Annotated in this window: 16 protein-coding genes; all 16 read right to left on the reverse strand. The window is 62.0% G+C overall.

Translation table 11 applies throughout. The annotated features are described in order from the left end of the window. Positions 1-110: 110 nt before the first annotated feature. The 16 genes from O1G21_RS15050 to O1G21_RS15125 all read right to left on the reverse strand — a co-directional run bounded on the left by O1G21_RS15050 (position 111) and on the right by O1G21_RS15125 (position 16536). On the reverse strand, positions 111-320 hold the full coding sequence (locus tag O1G21_RS15050) for a hypothetical protein (RefSeq protein ID WP_270144115.1): 210 nt from the start codon (positions 318-320) through the stop codon (positions 111-113). A gap of 55 nt (positions 321-375) precedes the next feature. Then, positions 376-1680: a hypothetical protein gene (locus O1G21_RS15055; RefSeq protein WP_270144116.1), complete on the reverse strand. Its 1305-nt coding sequence runs from the start codon at positions 1678-1680 to the stop codon at positions 376-378. 173 nt (positions 1681-1853) lie between these two features. Further along, the gene (locus tag O1G21_RS15060) at positions 1854-2315 is read right to left on the reverse strand and encodes a deoxynucleotide monophosphate kinase family protein (RefSeq protein WP_270144117.1); all 462 of its coding nucleotides are present in this window, start codon (positions 2313-2315) and stop codon (positions 1854-1856) included. 66 nt (positions 2316-2381) lie between these two features. Next, entirely contained in the window at positions 2382-2726 is a 345-nt protein-coding gene (locus tag O1G21_RS15065) for a hypothetical protein (RefSeq protein WP_270144118.1), read from the reverse strand. A 176-nt stretch (positions 2727-2902) separates the two neighbouring features. Continuing rightward, positions 2903-3139: a hypothetical protein gene (locus O1G21_RS15070; RefSeq protein ID WP_270144119.1), complete on the reverse strand. Its 237-nt coding sequence runs from the start codon at positions 3137-3139 to the stop codon at positions 2903-2905. Next, positions 3139-4278: a peptidoglycan-binding protein gene (locus tag O1G21_RS15075; RefSeq protein WP_270144120.1), complete on the reverse strand. Its 1140-nt coding sequence runs from the start codon at positions 4276-4278 to the stop codon at positions 3139-3141. The genes O1G21_RS15070 and O1G21_RS15075 overlap by 1 nt, the downstream gene beginning before the upstream one ends. A gap of 15 nt (positions 4279-4293) precedes the next feature. Continuing rightward, positions 4294-4824, reverse strand: coding sequence for a hypothetical protein (locus O1G21_RS15080; RefSeq protein ID WP_270144122.1), 531 nt, complete (start codon positions 4822-4824; stop codon positions 4294-4296). A 56-nt stretch (positions 4825-4880) separates the two neighbouring features. Further along, positions 4881-7568: a hypothetical protein gene (locus O1G21_RS15085; RefSeq protein WP_270144124.1), complete on the reverse strand. Its 2688-nt coding sequence runs from the start codon at positions 7566-7568 to the stop codon at positions 4881-4883. Between the two features lie 227 nt (positions 7569-7795). Beyond that, the gene (locus O1G21_RS15090; protein WP_270144126.1) at positions 7796-10219 is read right to left on the reverse strand and encodes a phage tail tape measure protein; all 2424 of its coding nucleotides are present in this window, start codon (positions 10217-10219) and stop codon (positions 7796-7798) included. A gap of 65 nt (positions 10220-10284) precedes the next feature. Further along, a complete protein-coding gene (locus O1G21_RS15095; protein WP_270144128.1) occupies positions 10285-10776 on the reverse strand; it encodes a hypothetical protein in 492 nt (163 codons plus the stop codon). 198 nt (positions 10777-10974) lie between these two features. Continuing rightward, entirely contained in the window at positions 10975-11415 is a 441-nt protein-coding gene (locus tag O1G21_RS15100) for a hypothetical protein (protein WP_270144130.1), read from the reverse strand. Next, the gene (locus tag O1G21_RS15105) at positions 11415-12386 is read right to left on the reverse strand and encodes a phage tail tube protein (RefSeq protein ID WP_270144132.1); all 972 of its coding nucleotides are present in this window, start codon (positions 12384-12386) and stop codon (positions 11415-11417) included. The genes O1G21_RS15100 and O1G21_RS15105 overlap by 1 nt, the downstream gene beginning before the upstream one ends. A gap of 205 nt (positions 12387-12591) precedes the next feature. Further along, positions 12592-13059: a hypothetical protein gene (locus tag O1G21_RS15110; protein ID WP_270144134.1), complete on the reverse strand. Its 468-nt coding sequence runs from the start codon at positions 13057-13059 to the stop codon at positions 12592-12594. Continuing rightward, the gene (locus tag O1G21_RS15115) at positions 13059-13952 is read right to left on the reverse strand and encodes a hypothetical protein (protein ID WP_270144136.1); all 894 of its coding nucleotides are present in this window, start codon (positions 13950-13952) and stop codon (positions 13059-13061) included. Before O1G21_RS15115 ends, O1G21_RS15110 begins: the two co-directional genes overlap by 1 nt. A gap of 572 nt (positions 13953-14524) precedes the next feature. After that, positions 14525-15868 (reverse strand): phage major capsid protein, encoded by a 1344-nt coding sequence (locus O1G21_RS15120; RefSeq protein WP_270144138.1) that lies wholly within the window; start codon positions 15866-15868, stop codon positions 14525-14527. Positions 15869-15915: 47 nt separating this feature from the next. After that, positions 15916-16536 carry an HK97 family phage prohead protease gene (locus O1G21_RS15125; protein WP_270144140.1) on the reverse strand — a complete coding sequence of 207 codons (621 nt, stop codon included), beginning with the start codon at positions 16534-16536 and terminating at the stop codon, positions 15916-15918. Positions 16537-16557 lie beyond the last annotated feature (21 nt).

Below are 16557 nucleotides of genomic sequence, written 5' to 3' on the forward strand. Positions count from 1 at the left end.
TCCCTCTCCCCTTTGGAAAGCCCCGCCCAGCCGGAATGGCTAGGCGGGGGTCTAGCGGGCCTACCAGGGCCCCCGCCAACCCGGACACCTGGCGGGGGCTACGCGTGCGGCTACGGGCCGCTTACGGGCTCCACGTGGTACTCAAAGCCCTTGTGCTCCAGCGGCGTGCCGGCGGTGAGCGATCTGACAGCCTCGCTCTCATCCCCGGTCCACTTGTCAGCCTTCATCAGGATGAGCAGATGCCTGGCTGCCAGCTCCGCAGAGTCGAACGTTCGCTTCGCGATCCTGCCGCTGGGGCTTTTGATTGCTGCAACGTACATGGGTCCTCCATGTGGTAGGCCCCCGTCCAATCGAACGGGGGCCGTTACCAGTTCGTTACAGCTTGGCCTTGCGCTCCGAGGCGCCGTTCACGAGCGTTTCAATGCGCTGCTTCAGCGCCAGCAGCTCCACTTCGCCCAGTTCCCCCGCAAGGTCGAGCGCCGCGTTGATCGACTTTTCCGCCTTGTCCATCGCGGCCATAGCGCGCTTTACCGGCGGAACGGCAGCCTCGGCAACGATCTTCTTTGCCTCTTCAGCCTCCTCCCCCTCCAGCTTGCCGCTTTCCAGCGCCTTTTGCGCGTTCTTGAGCTGACGCTTGGCTGCGTCGCGCTCAAGGGTCTTCTCAATCTCGGACTTCTCCGCGATCCGGCAAACCTTGCGAACAGCCTCACTCGGGGACAGGTCCGGGTTGGCCTCTAGCGCCTTCGCAAAGTGCCGATGCTCCTCCGGGCTGTTGTCCAGCGCCCGGACGTATTCTACGGTGCGGTGCTGCCTGCGCCGCTGAATCTGGCGCTTGTAGCTGTCCAAGATCTTCGCTCCGTCGGGGTTCCCCTTCAGCTCCTCCTCGATGGCAGCGTACATGTCCTTGGAAGCGCGCTTGGCTTCGTCCGAGTCTCCACGCAGGTCCGAGCACCCGGTCTTGGGGTTTTCGATGCGGAGCCACATGTCCAGCAGAATGGCCCCGACCTTGTCGGCAACGTCGGAGCTCTTGGCCAGCCCGGCGATACCCTCGCTGACCATGGCCGCACCCATGCGGACCAGGTCCGAGACGCCTTCAATGTCCTCGTACTTGACGACCGGGACCACCTCCTTAGAGGGCTTGATGGGCTCAGCCGGCTTGGCCTGCATCGCCTTTTCCAGTTCGTCCCGGAAGCCCTTGCGGAGCTTGTTGGTTGCGGTGCTGCTCGCACCCTTGGCGGCGTCGATGAGCGACTTGGTTTCCTTGACGATCTCGGCCGCACCCTCCTCGTTGTCCGCCTCCGCCAGGGAGCGCACGCGCTCAATGTTGGCCGTGATTTGCTCCTGAATCTGTTCCTGCGTCGTCTCGGGGGTTTCGGCGGTCTCGGTCTTCGGCACTTCGGTCTCTCCCTCGGTGGTGATGTTCAGGCCCGGAATGTTGGTCAGGTCAGGTGCGGGGTAGTCGGCCATGGTCTTCGTGGCACCAATGGTGTTCTTGTCGCAGTTGACGCACAGCGTGCGGTCATCCGTCTCAAGCAAGTGCCCGATCTTCTCGGCACGCTTGCGGCAGAGCGTCTCACCCGCCCATTGGTCCAGGATGTGCAGGGTCTTGCCCTTGCCGACCCGCCCCACGACGTAGACGCCACGGTCAACCGATCGCTTCGCAAACTCGCTGACCTTCATTGCCGGTCCCTCCCTCTCGCCCGGCCCGTTGCCGTGCTGATGGGTAGAACTGTAGACCCTTCCAGGTCTAGAGTCCAAACCTGCAGGTAGCGGCGTGTCGACCACCTACCAGATCTGGTAGGTGAGGGCATGCGAAAGCCCCCTACCGCCGCAGTGGCAGTAGGGGGCTTGGCTCAAAGCAGGTCCACGCGGTCCCAAAGGTCTTGCAGGGAACCGAGGTTGAACAGCGTTGCGTCGGCTTCGTAGCCGTCTAGTTCCGTCTCGCTGACGTGTTGCGGGCCGGTCAACTCAGCACCGTGCGGGGGCCGTTGAACGCGAATGACCGTGAAGTTCAGGCGCCGAAGTGCCACGGCTTCGTTGCGGTAGCGGCAGTCAGTGACCACGACCGGCCCGGGGGCCGCTTCAATGCGGGCAACCGCCTGGCGAATCCAGAATTCGGGGTCGAGGTCGCGGACGGACTGGCCCAACTGCTGTAGCAGGCGCCGAACTTCGCTCAGTTCTTTTGCTTGCTCCCATCCGTACGCGCGCACTATGCCAGCGAGCCGCCAGCCGTCCCGGATCAGCGGATTGACTGACAGCGCAAGGGACTTGAGCGGGTCGGCGAACGCAACGCGCGTGTAGCCTCGCGAAGCCACCAGCCGGGCGGCAGCAGAGTCCTTCCCGCTACGCGCCCGGCCGATGAAAGCTACGTGCCCCACTGGCTAGCCGCCGACCGGCGGAACGAACGGGACGTCTGCCCGCTGGCTAGACGGAATTGCCGTGGCCGGAGCAGGGGCGGCCGGTCGAACCAGCTTCATAGCCTCGGACTCAACCGCGCGCACGACCGGCCCACCGACAGTCTTCTCAACCGCCGGGACGACGTGCCGCGCCATGTAGCCAGCGGCGAACGTCACGGCAGCCGCGATGCCGGAGTCGATGAGCCCCTGAATATCGTTCGGTACCTGCCCGTGAAAGACGTACGGGCCAAGAATGTTGCACACCATCGTGGTACCGGCGGCGGCTACCGTGGAGGCAGTCACCTTTCCGGAAATCGGGCCGAAGTTCATTCAGACTCCCTGTCGGTTAGTGCTGCGAATTCGCGAATGATCAGACGCTTAATGTGCCAGTGGTGCCAGGCCCAAATGGGCCCGGACCACATGACTTGCGCGATTAGGTTCGGGTAGACCTGCGGCCATTGCGCAAACCACCATTTCAAAAGCACTGGAGCGCAAGCCTTTCTCGGTTACTTGACAGCGCTGTACACGGCCGCACCGGTACCAACAAGGCCAGTCACCGCTATAGCCACGTACCCCAGCCGCTCGACAGCGCGAATGCGTCGCTCGTGATCCTCTAGCGTCTCGTCAGTGTCGCGCTGAGTCTGTGCGACGGAGCGCACATCCTCACGCATGCCCACGATCTCATCGTAGATTTCACGGGCAGTGATCGTGACTACGCCGAGCGGATCGGCACCGTTGCTCATTAGTCGGTCACCTCGAAGCCGTGACGCTCACCGAGGCGGGCCAGCGAGTCATGTCCGGGAATGCCGTTCGCTGCGTCACCGCTGTAGCCGCAACGACGCTGCCACTCGGCGTACGCCGCAACGCTGGTCGAACCAAACGAACCGTCGTAGCCGTACTGCGCCGCAAGTAGGCCCTCTGCCACAAGGCCGGCCTCCACCGGTCGGACGTCATCCGCGTGGGACTGGTAGCCCTGCGCGGCACCCGGATCAGTGCGAGCAGCATCCACGACGTTGGCCAGCGAAACACGGGGCAGCGCCGGAATGCTGTTGCCCTGCCCGGTTACCAGCAGGTTCCAAGTCGCCGGGCCGGGAATGCCGTCAGCGTCGCCCCCGCTCCAGCCCTGAGCCTCCTGAAACGCCTTGGTGGCAGCACTGTCAGCGTCGGACCACGACGGGCCAGCGCCCACGCTGTAGAACCGGCCAGCGCCCCGCGCAATGAGCAGCTGACCGAGGCGCGCGACATAGTCATTGGACTGGCCGGGCCCGAAGTACTGCGAACCGGGGAATGCATTTGGGTCGGATGCGGGAGCCTGCGCCGGGACGGCGTTCTCGCCAACCCATGCGCGAAGGTCACCGATGGAGCCGAAGTTGGCGACGTTCCGGTCAATCCCACCGGACCACGAATACTGGTGAATCACCCAAGGAAACGAGATGTTGGGGCGACCAGCGGGCGCGTTCGGGTCTGCAATCCAGAGACCGTCCGCCGGTCCGCCGTTCTCACTGTCGATGTTCCGCCAGAAATCGCGGTTGCAGTACAGCAGGACCTTGACGCCCGGGAGAGCCGCCTTTACCGCGCTGATCCACGCGTCCCGGTCACCCTGGCTCACGCCGCTTGCCTCCCAGTCGTAGGCGATTACCTCGCCCGGCCGGAGGTCGACATTGTCGAGAAAGTAGCGCGCCTGGGCGCCCGCGTTGCCCGGGTGCGCAAAGTGGTAGTGGCCGACGACCAGGCCGGCTGAGCGAGCGGTATCCAGCTGCGCCGAGTACTTGGGGTTTACGTAGTTGGTGGACTCAGTTGCCTTGACGAAGGCAAAAGACAGGCCGGAGGTGTCATAGCCAGACGGCTGGTAGCTGGAGACATCGACGCCAAACAGAGACATAGTGAATTCCTTTCGTTATGCGTGAAGCCAGAAGACAGAAAGACCGCAGTTCCCAGAGGCATTCGTGCTGAGTGCACCGCCTGTGGATTGATAAACCTGCGCCTGCACGTAGTCGCCGACCGCGAGAGACACTAGCGCGGAAACCTGAACGGTCTGGTTGATATCAGTGCGACTCGCGTCGATTCCCGATTGCGCCGGAGAAACGAAGGTTCCGTTTTTCGCAATTGCGACGTTGCGGCTTCCGGTAGCGCTGGCAGCCCATGACGCTGTGCCGATCACGAGATACCAGCCGGCCACCTGGGCCGTATACCGCGAGTTGTTCGTTGTGTTTGAGTGGCCGCCGTAGGTATCTACGGCGGTGGTGTCGATGGCCAACGCTGTAACGGTGTTGGAGGGGATGGACTGCGCTGTACCTTGCGTCCCCACAAACAGCGGCGGGGTCGAAAGGAAGGTTATGCCGTTGTACACATTCGCATTCCACAACGCCCCCGTAATAAAATTTCCTGGGGACTGCTGGGATGGAGCCGGCACAGGAAGGTTAGTCATGGTCTCCTCGCCCGTAGCCGGGAGAACACCTACCGAATTCGGCAGTGCTCTCCCGGCTAGTAAGAGAACGCGGCGCTGTCAAATTTGGCGCTGGCGTCGTAAGTGGTCGGATCGGTCACGCCGGAGGGAAGTGGCTCACACACGACACTGTTCGCTGCGTGTGTCTTGGTGAGGTTGGCAGTTAGCGCAATGACACACGTAGTCCAGCCCGCAGACGTAGCACCCACCGACTGAACCGTCACTGTCTCGCTGTTGGCTGTCCCGGGCTCTAGCACAAGCTGTTGCCCGGGCCCAATCTGCGCTGCTGCGGGGTTGGTGTTGTCTGCACCGTTGGCAATCGTGATTGAGCTTGCCCCGCTGGATGCCTGAACGCTTAGCGCTGTATGGAACGACGCAAACAGGCCGTACGGTGTGGCGTCGACCGGCGAACATTGCAGCGTGACGGACGCCTCGTTCTGGTCGTCAAGATCCCACTGGATATGCTCAATGAAGCAATCCACCTGAATGGCCGGAGCACCGAACGGCCGCCGCATAATGCGGACTCGCTGATTGAGTTCCAGCGAGAGACATACCGGCCAAAGCCCAGGGTTCGCTGACGGGTGCAGCTTGATGGACTGTACGCGCGTGAGCGGGTTTTTGTATCTAGACAGGAAGGAGTTCGCCGCGTCCTGGCATTCCAGTGCGTTGGCGCTGTTTACCGTACGAGACATGGAGCGGGGAAAGAAGTTGGTTTGGGACGTAGCGTCCGCAGCCGTGAACGTCTGGCCTGTTGACGGCTGTGTGACCGCTACCAAGTTGGCCAAGTGTGTTGAGTCGAAATCCAACTCGACATTTTCGTAGGGCCACTCGCCCGCCGCCGTATTCTCACCAAAGGTGTAGAGCGGCGTGGTGCTGTTGTACCGGGTGCTGCGACCCCGAAACGTCAGCGTCCCCGATGTACTCGTGTAGTGGACGCCGTTCTCGGTCTGCACAACATCGTTTAGTGCGGAGAGCGCGTCCTGCCCGGCAACCTTCGCCGGTCCCATACTCTTCGTCTGCCCGGCAGCAATGTCGGTCGCCCCGGTGTAGCCAGCCCAGCGCAAAATGCGGGCGTACCGCTGGTCGGTGGAGTCACCAGCAAACGCGTTTCGCCAGGCGTTGTAGATGTTGGTGACATCGTTGGCGAAAAAGAACCCCGTAAACTCAGCGGCGTATGCGATGTCGCCCTGATAGTTGTAGACCGTGCCGTTGCCGGTTCCGGGGTCTACCCACCCGCCGACGCTGTCTGAGATTAGCCCCGTCGGGTTGGTAGCCGAGGAATACCCGCCAAAATAGCTGATGTTGGCGTTGTCCACTGCCACGCCAAAACCGACCGTGTACGCGTACGAGATGATGGCGAGATGCCAATTTCCGTCACATACGTTTACGTTGGTGTTGTTTCCGTAGACGTTGGTGCCGTTGGACCCTCGCACCTGGCAGTACACATGCCCGTTGCTGTCGATCCCGATTTCGATTCGCGATCCGGACGGGTAGTTGTTGGAACGCTGGCCGTCGAATGCAGTCCACATGACAGCGGACGCACCCGACGCAGGCACCGGCCCGGTGTACCTGAAGGCAAGAATGCGCGTCCAGTTGCCGGGGTCCTTGGGGCCCCTAATGCCGCCGTATGTCAGGTCCACAAACGACGCCGCGCCAACAGTGGTAGTTCCCGGGTATTGGTTGGCGATTGTGACGACCGTGTTGGATGACAGGAAGGTACCGCCCGCCGTGGCAGACTGAATCTTGTTGCCAGCGGTCAAACTTCCCGCGCCGTAGGCGGACACGCCGATTGATGCCGGGCCATGGTTGCCGGTCGCGTCGGTGAAGTAAGACACCCCCTGCGGGTCGCCGAGCGGGTAAATGAAGTTTGGGGTGTGGTTGTAGATTTCTTGCGTAAGCGGGTCATTCAGCTGGCGCTGCGAGAGAAGCGCGAAAGCGTCTACCGCCGTAGGCTCGACAACACCGTAGGTTCCGCCGAAATCCCACTTTGATGGCCAGCGTTCCACAAACCCCGAGTACATCGGGTACGAGACGCCCGGAACCGTGAACGCGGTAGCCGTGCTGCCTTTTTCAAGCTGAAGGGCATCTGCCTGGAGATTCACAGCGGAGGCGGGCGAGGTGGCCGTAACGAGAACACCGGCAAACATGCCGTACACGCCAGACGTCGGAGCCGTAGCGGTGTACGTAACGGATGTCCACGGAGCCGTGGCCGACCCGGTAAGCGTGACGCTCGAACCGACGTTATATGTAGCGTTAGCGCCAGTGACGTCGGGGCCGTACCAGCCGAAGAACGGAGCTACCGTAAGCGATGTGGATGCAGTGACGTTCCGGATCTGCGCCTGAAAGGTGTATGGCTTCCCCGGAACAAACGACGGGTTGAGTGCGTAGAAAATGCGCGCGTTGCTCAGCGGAGTGGGCGGAGTGCTGGCAGGAATACCGAACTGAAGCACATTAGAGCCCCGGTATGCCGTAGCGTCAGCTACGACGCTACCGTCAGCGCTAGCCGTGGCAGAGGAAATCCAAATGGATGGATTCTGGCTGTCTACCGTGCCGAGCGTCGCGCCAACATCACCGCCGGTTGCTGCACCCTGCATCAGCATGTTTTGCGTCGGCGGGTACTGTGCCCGAATGCGCATCGGTGAGTACGGCAGTACGCGACCATGCCACGGGCCGGTGGAGTTCATCGGGTCCAGCGCGCCGTCATTGTTGGCAAGGCGCGCGGACATGGTACCCGCCTGGACCTGGTCAGTCTCGTACTGACGCCCTCTCTGAACCCCTACGCGCCCCATTGTGCGCCCCGTAAGGTCCGTGTAGGCCCATCCGTTAGCGCCGCCTCCGTTCGCACCCCACACGGCCCCCCATGCGTAGTCCATGACGGGCCAGTTGGGATTGATGGGCATAGCTCCTCCAGAGATTAGGACCACCTACCAGATCTGGTAGGTGGTCCCAACCGTTAGCGACGATAGGGCGTGTACGTGGACGGGTTGCGGGCACCGCTTTGGCCCATGACCCGCTGAATCGTGTCTGTTAGGTCTCGGTCTGAGAGGACTGAACCGTTCACGGTCACTTGGACGACCACTCCGCCCCCAGCGGCACCGTTGCCGAATGTTGTGGTGCCCCCGCTGGAAAGAGCGGGCTCCAGACTTCCGACCGACCCAAACTGGCCGGTGAGACCATTTGCCATGTTGCGCGCGGCCGTAGTGGCTACGCCGGCATGCTGGTCGATGCCTGATGCGACACCGTGAGAAATCCACTGGCCAACTTCATCGGCGAATACGCGAGACGGCGAGTTGATGCCCAGAAAGGACTTGACGCTGTCCAGCGCCCCCTTGGCGATGTTTAGCAGCGACCGGCCGATTGCGCCTGCTGCCCGTTCGATTCCGTTAACAAGGCCGTGAACGATGTCCCCGCCAACGCTGGTGACAAGCCCCCAGAGCTGAGAGCCGATATCTGAGATCATGTTCCAGATATCAACTAGTGCTTGCCACACCAGGTGTGTCACATCACCGAGCGCGCGCCCCCAGTGACCGGTGATCACGTCCAGGACAACCTTGATAATGTTTTCGATGAAGTGAATTCCGAGCGTGGCGGCGTCCCGAAGGGCGACCCAAGCAAACTTCACGACGCCCACGACTGCATCCCAGGCGGTTTGGAAAAGATCGCCGAGATTTTCCAACCATACCTTTAGGAAATCCCAGACGATCCCGGCAGAAATCTTGACCCATTCCCACGCCAAATTCCAGGCAGCAGCAATTTCGTCACTGTAGTCATGCCAGAACTTCAGGAATTCATGAACCCGATCAAGAATCCACTTGATTACGTTGTCATTGAACCACTTCGCGATGCCCTGCACGGCTTTCATCGTGCCGTCGAACACCGCGTGAAACGCGGCCAGCGAGAACGCCCACGCCGAGCGAAACAGGTTCGCCACCCACGGGATATTCGTCTCAATCCATGCCCACACCTGCTTCCAGTGCGTCAGCAGGTACACGAGCGCGGCAGACAGCGCCATCACGCCGACCACCACCCATGTCACAGGGTTGGCCAGCAGCGCTGCTGTGAAGCTTAGTGCGGCTGCCGTAGCGGCGGATAGACCAACCACCAGGATGCCGCCAATGGCGCCCGCCAGGACCATCATGGCGGTCCGGTGGCGGGTCATCCAGGTGACACCCTCAGATAGCCACCCCAGGAAGCGCGTTGCGTAAGGCAGGATTTTCTGACCAATGGCAATGCCGACAGCCTCCAGTGCCCCCTTGGCTTCTGCTAGCCGCTGATTGAAGGTGCCTTGGACAGCTGACCAGCCTTCAACCTCGTTGCCACCTTCCTTGACGTGGTCGCCAATGATTTTGACGTTTTCCTTGAAAACGTCCATGTGCTGACCAGTGAGCTGAAGCGCACCCATCATGCTTTTGGTGCCGCCCACCATCGTTGCCAGCGACCCGATATAGGTCTGTTCGGCCGGCTTGAGATTCGCAAGTGCCTTCTGGAACTCGGTCGTGTTGCTGGACGCCTTGCGGAGCGTCTCAATCATGACCGTGCCGGAGGGCCCCATCTTGGCCTGAATAGCATCTGTAAGTTCCGTCAGCGTGGCCGCAAGGCCCTTGCTGCCTAGATCCTGCGCCACCTTCGTGGCATTCAGGCCCAGCCCCCGCATCTCGTTTGCTGCCTTGGCGGAAGGGTTGGAAAGCTGCCCAATGGTCTGCCGGAGATAGGTTGCCGCTACGTCGGCAGAGGTACCCTGAGCCGTCATGGTCGCCATGGCGCCCAACACTTCATTAAGGCCCACGTGCGCCGCAGAGGCCACGGGCAGAATGCTGGCCATCGATCCGGCCAGAGCCTCCATGTTGGTTTTGCCCTGACCCTCCGTGGCAACCAGGGCGTTCATTACAGCGGTGGTATCCTGAGCCTTGAGACCGTAGGCATTCATCGCGGTTGTGACTGCATCCGTGACCGTGCCCAATTCTGCGGCGCCAACCTTGGCACCCTGGGCACTGACCTTCAGGACGTCAAGCGCGTCCTTACCGTGGTACCCGGCGGATTCCACCATGTACAGACCCTTGGTCAGTTGCTCGGTGGACTGTCCGACTTGACCGGCCATGCTGAGGACGCCGTCCCCCACCATCTTCATGTTGGAGGCAGATTCACCGGCGCCAGTCTGAACACGGGTCATGGCGGTCTGAAAGTCAGCGGCCATTTCCGTGGTCTTGACGGCAGCGCCGATGGCCGCAGCGCCAATGCCAACCAAAGCGGCTTTCGACACGGCGCCAAACTTGGCGAGCGAGCCGCCACCCTCGGTCTCTACTTCCTTGATGCCTGTGATGACACCGGCCTTCGTGGCCATGAAGCCGGAAGCGTTGCCCAGAAACTCAATGAACACCGGGGGTAGCGCGCCCATTGAACCCCCCTATTCACGGTGGACCACCTACCAGATCTGGTAGGTGGCTATTTCTTTGTCTGCGTCGCCTTGGCCCAAGCCGCATTCCAAACGGCCGGCATTTTCGGCTCAGCCTTGGTAACGCCGGGTTTGAAAAACGGGTAAGTGCCTTCGACCTTGCCCTTATAAAGGTTCTGCGGGCCGCCTTTGCCGCCAGCCATGACGACAGCGGAATACCCGGCTGCGCCAACCTTGCGTGGGCGCTTGCTGCCCTTGATCGACTTGACCAGCGAGCCAGTCAGCTTGCCGGGGCCACCGGACTTCTTTGCAACGTGCGGACTTAGGCCCAAATTGATGTGCTCACCCGTCCGGCTGGACGCGCCACGGTGGTCCCACCGGGGACGACCGCGCATTCCACTCTTAATCGAGCGGGAAGCCAACCCCTGCACTTTCTTGAGTGCTTGCTTAGTGGCCTTATCCACCCGCTTGCCCATGCGCTCTAGCTCAGCGGCCGTATCTTCCCCGCCCTTGACAAACCCGCTCGCCCAGTTCTCAGCCATTGCGCGCCGCCTCCTCCTTGTTGCGGCGGGCACGCTCAACGGCGTCGTCTACGGCTAGGAGCCAATCCAGCTTGATGGCCGATTCGCTGTCGAGATCTGACGGACGACAATGCAACAGCGTGCAAAGCCGCCACGTCCGATACTCGTCTAGCGGTAGGTCTTCCGGGTCATGCTGGAACATCCCCTCCAGCTGCTGGCTTAGACGGCGGAGGGTGCGGTAGGGGACGCAGTGTCAGGGGTCGGCTCGAAGTTCGGCATAAGCTCCTTAAGGTAAGTCGCACACACCTCACGAAGCTGGTCTAGGTCCCGAGTCGGGAGATCCTGCACGTGATCAGCGTCTACGGGGAACTCGTACGACCAACCCCGGACCACCGCCACAATCAGGAAGTCGTTAAGGGACTCCAGCAGGTCAAATGCCTCGCCCATGCCGGCCGCAATACTCAGCTGCTGCTCTGCGGTAAGGGCTCCGCCGGATACCTTTTGGGCGGCTTCCGCCTCCTGAACGGCTGTTACAAACGTTGGCAGCGCGGCAAGCTTGGACTGAATTCGCTTAATAGGTCGACGCTGCCGCTCGGTAACGTCGGCCACGTCGCGAAGATTGGCGGTAGCGCCGGAAGGCAGGGTGACAGTGGTAGCCATTACTTGTACGTTCCGCTCGGGTTGGCGTTCTGGAGAGTGACCTTGATGGGGCTGTAGCCAGCCGAAGTACCAGCATCGGAAGTGTTGGCCATGGCGGTGAAGGCTACGGGAAGCTCCACGAAGTCCTTGCCGCGCGTAATGTCGGCAGTCTGGTAAATGACCTGCGACATGTGGAACTTCACCTGCTGGAGAGCCGCACCGGTGCCGGTCTGGAAATTGATATCCAGCGCCACGCCCGTGCTGTTCAGGTAGTTGGTTATCTGCGTCTCGTCCTCCATCACAAGCGTGAGCTTGCCGGAGACGCTTACCGGGCCAGAGAACAGCGCATGCGGCGCCTGCGTGCCGTCCACGGTATCCACGACGTTGACGGGCCGCTTGATGGTCACATTGCCGTCAAGAACGGTCAGGTTAGCGCTGCCACCGATGGTCACTGCTCCAACCCACGACGCAAGCGGCTGGAGAGCCGAGTAGGCCGGCGTCGGGGCCGTGGTCGTCACGGACGGAATACCGACCGCCTTTGCGGTGTAGGTGAGAAGCCCGTCCGCAGAAAACTTGAGATCAAACTCGCTGAACTTACAGCCCGGGTACTGCCGGACGTTCTGCGAGTAGTTGTCCGTGATGGTGTACGACGGGGGCTGGCCATCATTTGAGTTGTAGACCGCCATAGCGTGGGTGTACGGCGCGGTAGCACCAGTCACGGTAACGTCACCCAGAACTCCGGCCAGTGGAAAACCGACGGTGTCGGCAAACACGTCGCCGGAAAAGTCAAAGGTGGTGTGCTTAGTGAGCTGGACCTCACCATAGGTCTCCACCATGCTGCCGCGAAAGCCCTTGTCCTGCCCCAGCTTGATAACATCCTTGGGGGTCGGCGGACTCACCGGGATAAACGCAGTAGCAGCAACCGGCGTACCCCAAGTGGTTTCCTTGGCAATACCGATTACCGTCTGCGCTGTAGGCCGAATGCCAGTCATGGGTTACATCCCCTCCAGGGGCTCAGGAACAGCGGGAACGGCCCCGGGAGCGGGTTCCCAGTGCGAATCAGGGGCCGACTCAAGTTCGGCGACCATCCCAGGCGTTGCGCGAACCCCGAGGGTCGGGTAGACCATCTCGGCCTCGCCTGTGAACTTGTATGCGGGCATCGGGTCTCCAGACCCACCTACCAGATCTGGTAGGTGGTTAGATGCGGTTGAGACACTCAATCTCGATTTCGCCAGTTACGCGGCGCCCCATGTGGCCGGGATCAAGCTCCGGCTCAAGCTCCACGCTGGACGGGTGCGCAACGAGCACTAGGCCGCCGAGCGAGGGGTCCGCCCGGACGGCAGCGCATACGGCGTCACACAGCGCGCTAGCCCGCGCGTAGGCGTACTGGGGGTCATCTCCACCCCGGAACACGTCGACAGTGACTGTGACCGTGTACCGCTCCGTCAGCCATCCGGCGCCGCCACCACCCACTAGGGCGTGCGGCTCAAGTCGGTTGTGGGTCTTGCCTATTGACACAATGTCGTTCGGCTGACCGGGGCCGGGCTGGTCGTAGCAAACCATGAGGCCAGAAGTCGGGTCATTGGAGTCCGCTGTGAGCTGCGCCGTAAGCGTGTTGTAGAGGTACTGCCGCACAAGCGGCGGCGTCATTGTAGGAATGGTCATCAGGCGATCCCCGGCGGTCGGCGGAATGGCGACCAGAGCTCAACCACGCGGTCCGGCAGGGCAAATCCCATGGGCACGCCCATGGAGTCTCCGTCCATGGATGCGTTGCCGAACTTGGGGCGTCCGCCCTGTTGTGTCTGCTGCCAAAGGTGGCGGATAAGCTCCAGCGCGCCGAGACGGACCGTGAGCGGGATCACGCCGGCACGACCGGCCGTGTACACCACCTTGACGTTGCGGGCGCCCTCAGCAAACTTCGCCGGGGCACCGCCGTAGGTACGCCGCTGGATCTGACCGCTCGGGTAGTCGACCGTGAAGGCAAACGCGTTCATCTGGCCGCCTAGCGGCTGTTCGGTGAGCGTGAATCCAGAGAGGCCGTAATACTCGGTGATGCTCTGGACGCTGGCCAGCGGAAGCCAATCCGGGCTGAGCGTGGGCACTCCCCCGTCAAACCACTGTGTGTGCTGCTCCGGTAGGTACGGGCCGCAAACGTCGCGTGCCTGATCAGCAGCCGCGAGAATGAAAGTCTGCAGTTCGTCGTCCTGGCTGGTGTCGTTCGGCCGGATGTTGAGATGCTTCTTTACCGAGATCAGGTCGACAAGCTGTTCTACGCCGGTCGGACGGACCGTGAACTGATCCTCGTACGCCCACCGGGTATTCGTGCCCGTGGCGAGCCAACGGTAAGTCCAGTTGCCAGTCACGGACACGGACGGGACGACCGCCGAGAGAGCCCCAGACGGGCCCGTGGAGGCCGTTGGGGTGGTCACCACACCATTAGGGTCAGTGACCGTGAGAACAGCCGTCAGAGAGGCCGCAGAGGGATTCCCGTTGTCGTCCAGCGCGGTGGCTGTCAGGCCAACGTCCTGCCCCTGGTAGTACATGACTTGGGTGGTCACTCAATCCCCTAGCGGTAGCGGCGGTGTCTACGGTGGTACGCGCCGCTACGATGGTGGTGGTGCCCGCCGTGCCTGCGGTGGCTGTGATGTGCCGTCCGATGGCGGTGGGCGTGCCGCTTCAGGCGGGCGTGGTGTGTCACGTGGCGGCTGTGCCGGTGCGTGTGCGTGTGGTGCTTCCGATGATGGCGAAGCGTGTGACGACGTACAGCCTTCCGACGACGATGCGCTAGACGTCTAGCGTGCTGGTGGGCATGCCGCTTGTGCGTCAAGTGCCGCTTGTGCGTTAGGTGATGGCGCTTCACCGTGTGCGCGTGGTGCCGCGTCGCCTTAAGTCGCTTCAGGGGCTTTACGTGCCTCAGGTGGTGAGAGGGCCGGTGCCGGTGCTTCGCGGCAGCATGGTGGGCACGCCGCTGTGACTTCGCGCGAGCGTGCCTCAGGTGGTGCAACCCGCTGTGCTTGCTGACATGCGGGCGAGCTTTATGGCCCTGGTGTCTCCGAGTGCGCTGTAGCTGCCGGTGGAGGTGCCCGTATTGAGTAATCAACGCGGGCACCTCCACTTTCAGCTAGCCGGCTCAGAAAGTCGGGGCAACCAGGCCGGTCCCGGAAATGACCGAGATAGAGGCCGGGTAACGAGCCGCCTGGAACGACATGTAGTTGTAGAGCCGGATGAAAACGCTCATCTGGTTGGCGTAAGTCTGCGCGAACGCCTCAGCCTTGACATTGCCCTCCCAGAGCATCAGGTCCGCCATGCGAGCCACAATGATGACGTCCTGGTTGGTACCGGCGCCGCCGTTGGTCGGGATGGTTGCGTCGACATAAACGGGGAGGCCCATGATGTGACCCACGTAGCCCTGGGACGGCACGCCGCTCTGGTTACCCATGGCATTGAACGGGCTAGCAGTGTCCGGCACAACCAGCGGACGGCTCTGGCTGTCCAGCGACGCGAGGCACCACGCCCACCGCGAGGGGTGCATGATGATGGTGTCCGGCGGGAGGTACCGCTTGGTGTGCACCTGCTGGATCGCACCCGCAAGCTTGCTGTACAGCAGGCCGAGAGTCGGCGAAGCAGAGGTGAAGGTCACACCGTTGGTGCCCGACAGAGTGAGAATGCCGGTCGGCTGAGAGTTGGAGCCGGTGCCGCTCAGGACAAGAGTGTTCAGGCTTACGGCATAGGCTGCCGCCAAATCCGCCAGCACAACGTCATCCACGTTCAACGGGCTCTGTTCGATGAGCTGAAGCGAAACCGTCTGGCCACCGGCAATGGTCGTGATGCCACTGGAAATGCTGGTGGTCGTAAGGTCAGTCTGCTGCACGGCAGAGTTCTGCGTGGTCTGCACCGCCGTGGCCGTACCGGTATTGATCTTCGGCACGTTGATGGAGTCAGTACCCGGCGGCAGCGGGAACGACGGAGTCAGGTTGGCAGTAATGCGACCCGGGCGGGCGAGGCGAACAAACTGATCCTCTAGCCAGCGAGGCGGCACGAATTCGCCACCTGCCCCATTCGTGGTGCTGATAGCACGGAACTCCGGGTCAGCGGCGCGCCCACGGTCATTGCGGGCGAGGCGGTCAATAGCCGCATGATCGCCCTTGTTGCGCGCAAGGTGGAGGTCCCGGAAATACGACCGGCCGCCGAGCCCGGATCGGTAAATCTCCGGCTCGCTGGTCACCTTAATGCCAGACGGGGCATAGCGCTTAGCCATCTCGGCGGCAGCATCATCGGCGCGGATCTGCGCGTCCAGCTCCTTGGCGCGCTCATCAAAAGCGCGTACCTCCGCCTCCAGGGCGTCAAACCGGCCGGACTCGTCCTCGGTGAGTCCCCGAGACTCAGTCTTGGCGGTGTCGAGCAGCTTGGTAAGCTCCTCATTCTTGGCGGAACGCTTGGCCAGAATGTCGGCCACGGCTTCGCGCTTATCCATGCGAATGTCTCCTAGACAGGGAGGCACCTACCAGATCTGGTAGGTGGTTACAGGCTGAGCGCGCGAAGTCGTGCGCTGTACAGGGAGAGGTCGGCAGCAGCGGCCGGAGAAGGTGCGGGCTCAAGCCGCGCAAGGAAGTCCCGCATCCGTTCAACCGGGAGGGACTGGAGAATTTCGTCAACGTCTCGGCTGCGCATGATCGCGCCAGCAGTAGCCGGGTTGGCGCCGAAGTTGACAACCGAGACGTCACCCTTATGTAGGTCAACCTCGGTGATATCGCGCTGAGTCCAATCTGGCGACCACTCCTGAGAGGTCACACGGAAACCAAAACTCATCTCGTCCACGTCTCCACGCTCCATGGCACTACGAAGCGCCTGAACGTGCGGAGAGGACGGGTCAAGGTCCGCCTCCACATGGAGGCCGGTAGAGTCCTCAGCAAGCCGGAGCGTGCCGGACTTGGTCCTAGCGAGCGTGAGCCCACCGTGGTTGACCACAAACGGCACGTCCGCACCAGCGGCAAGAGTCCGGGCGAACGCACCACGCCGGATCACCTCGGTATAGTCGCCGAGATAGTCACTCATTTCATAGGGCGACTCAGTCACCGACGCATAGCCGGTAAACCGTACGGTGCTTCCGCCGGTACCGTCGTCCAGCGCGCGAAGCTCCATGCCCTGATAGGCAGCGGAACG

Source organism: Kitasatospora cathayae (genome assembly GCF_027627435.1).
In the GTDB taxonomy this organism is placed as follows: domain Bacteria; phylum Actinomycetota; class Actinomycetes; order Streptomycetales; family Streptomycetaceae; genus Kitasatospora; species Kitasatospora cathayae.

Bases quoted from the DNA above. Each gene is read 5' to 3' on its own strand.
- O1G21_RS15110 (WP_270144134.1), bottom strand. From the start codon at position 13,059: ATGACCATTCCTACAATGACGCCGCCGCTTGTGCGGCAGTACCTCTAC.
- O1G21_RS15125 (WP_270144140.1), bottom strand. From the start codon at position 16,536: ATGGAGCTTCGCGCGCTGGACGACGGTACCGGCGGAAGCACCGTACGG.
- O1G21_RS15075 (WP_270144120.1), bottom strand. From the start codon at position 4,278: ATGTCTCTGTTTGGCGTCGATGTCTCCAGCTACCAGCCGTCTGGCTAT.
- O1G21_RS15120 (WP_270144138.1), bottom strand. From the start codon at position 15,868: ATGGATAAGCGCGAAGCCGTGGCCGACATTCTGGCCAAGCGTTCCGCC.
- O1G21_RS15065 (WP_270144118.1), bottom strand. From the start codon at position 2,726: ATGAACTTCGGCCCGATTTCCGGAAAGGTGACTGCCTCCACGGTAGCC.
- O1G21_RS15080 (WP_270144122.1), bottom strand. From the start codon at position 4,824: ATGACTAACCTTCCTGTGCCGGCTCCATCCCAGCAGTCCCCAGGAAAT.
- O1G21_RS15070 (WP_270144119.1), bottom strand. From the start codon at position 3,139: ATGAGCAACGGTGCCGATCCGCTCGGCGTAGTCACGATCACTGCCCGT.
- O1G21_RS15055 (WP_270144116.1), bottom strand. From the start codon at position 1,680: ATGAAGGTCAGCGAGTTTGCGAAGCGATCGGTTGACCGTGGCGTCTAC.
- O1G21_RS15095 (WP_270144128.1), bottom strand. From the start codon at position 10,776: ATGGCTGAGAACTGGGCGAGCGGGTTTGTCAAGGGCGGGGAAGATACG.
- O1G21_RS15105 (WP_270144132.1), bottom strand. From the start codon at position 12,386: ATGACTGGCATTCGGCCTACAGCGCAGACGGTAATCGGTATTGCCAAG.
- O1G21_RS15100 (WP_270144130.1), bottom strand. From the start codon at position 11,415: ATGGCTACCACTGTCACCCTGCCTTCCGGCGCTACCGCCAATCTTCGC.
- O1G21_RS15085 (WP_270144124.1), bottom strand. From the start codon at position 7,568: ATGTCCGCGCGCCTTGCCAACAATGACGGCGCGCTGGACCCGATGAAC.
- O1G21_RS15050 (WP_270144115.1), bottom strand. From the start codon at position 320: ATGTACGTTGCAGCAATCAAAAGCCCCAGCGGCAGGATCGCGAAGCGA.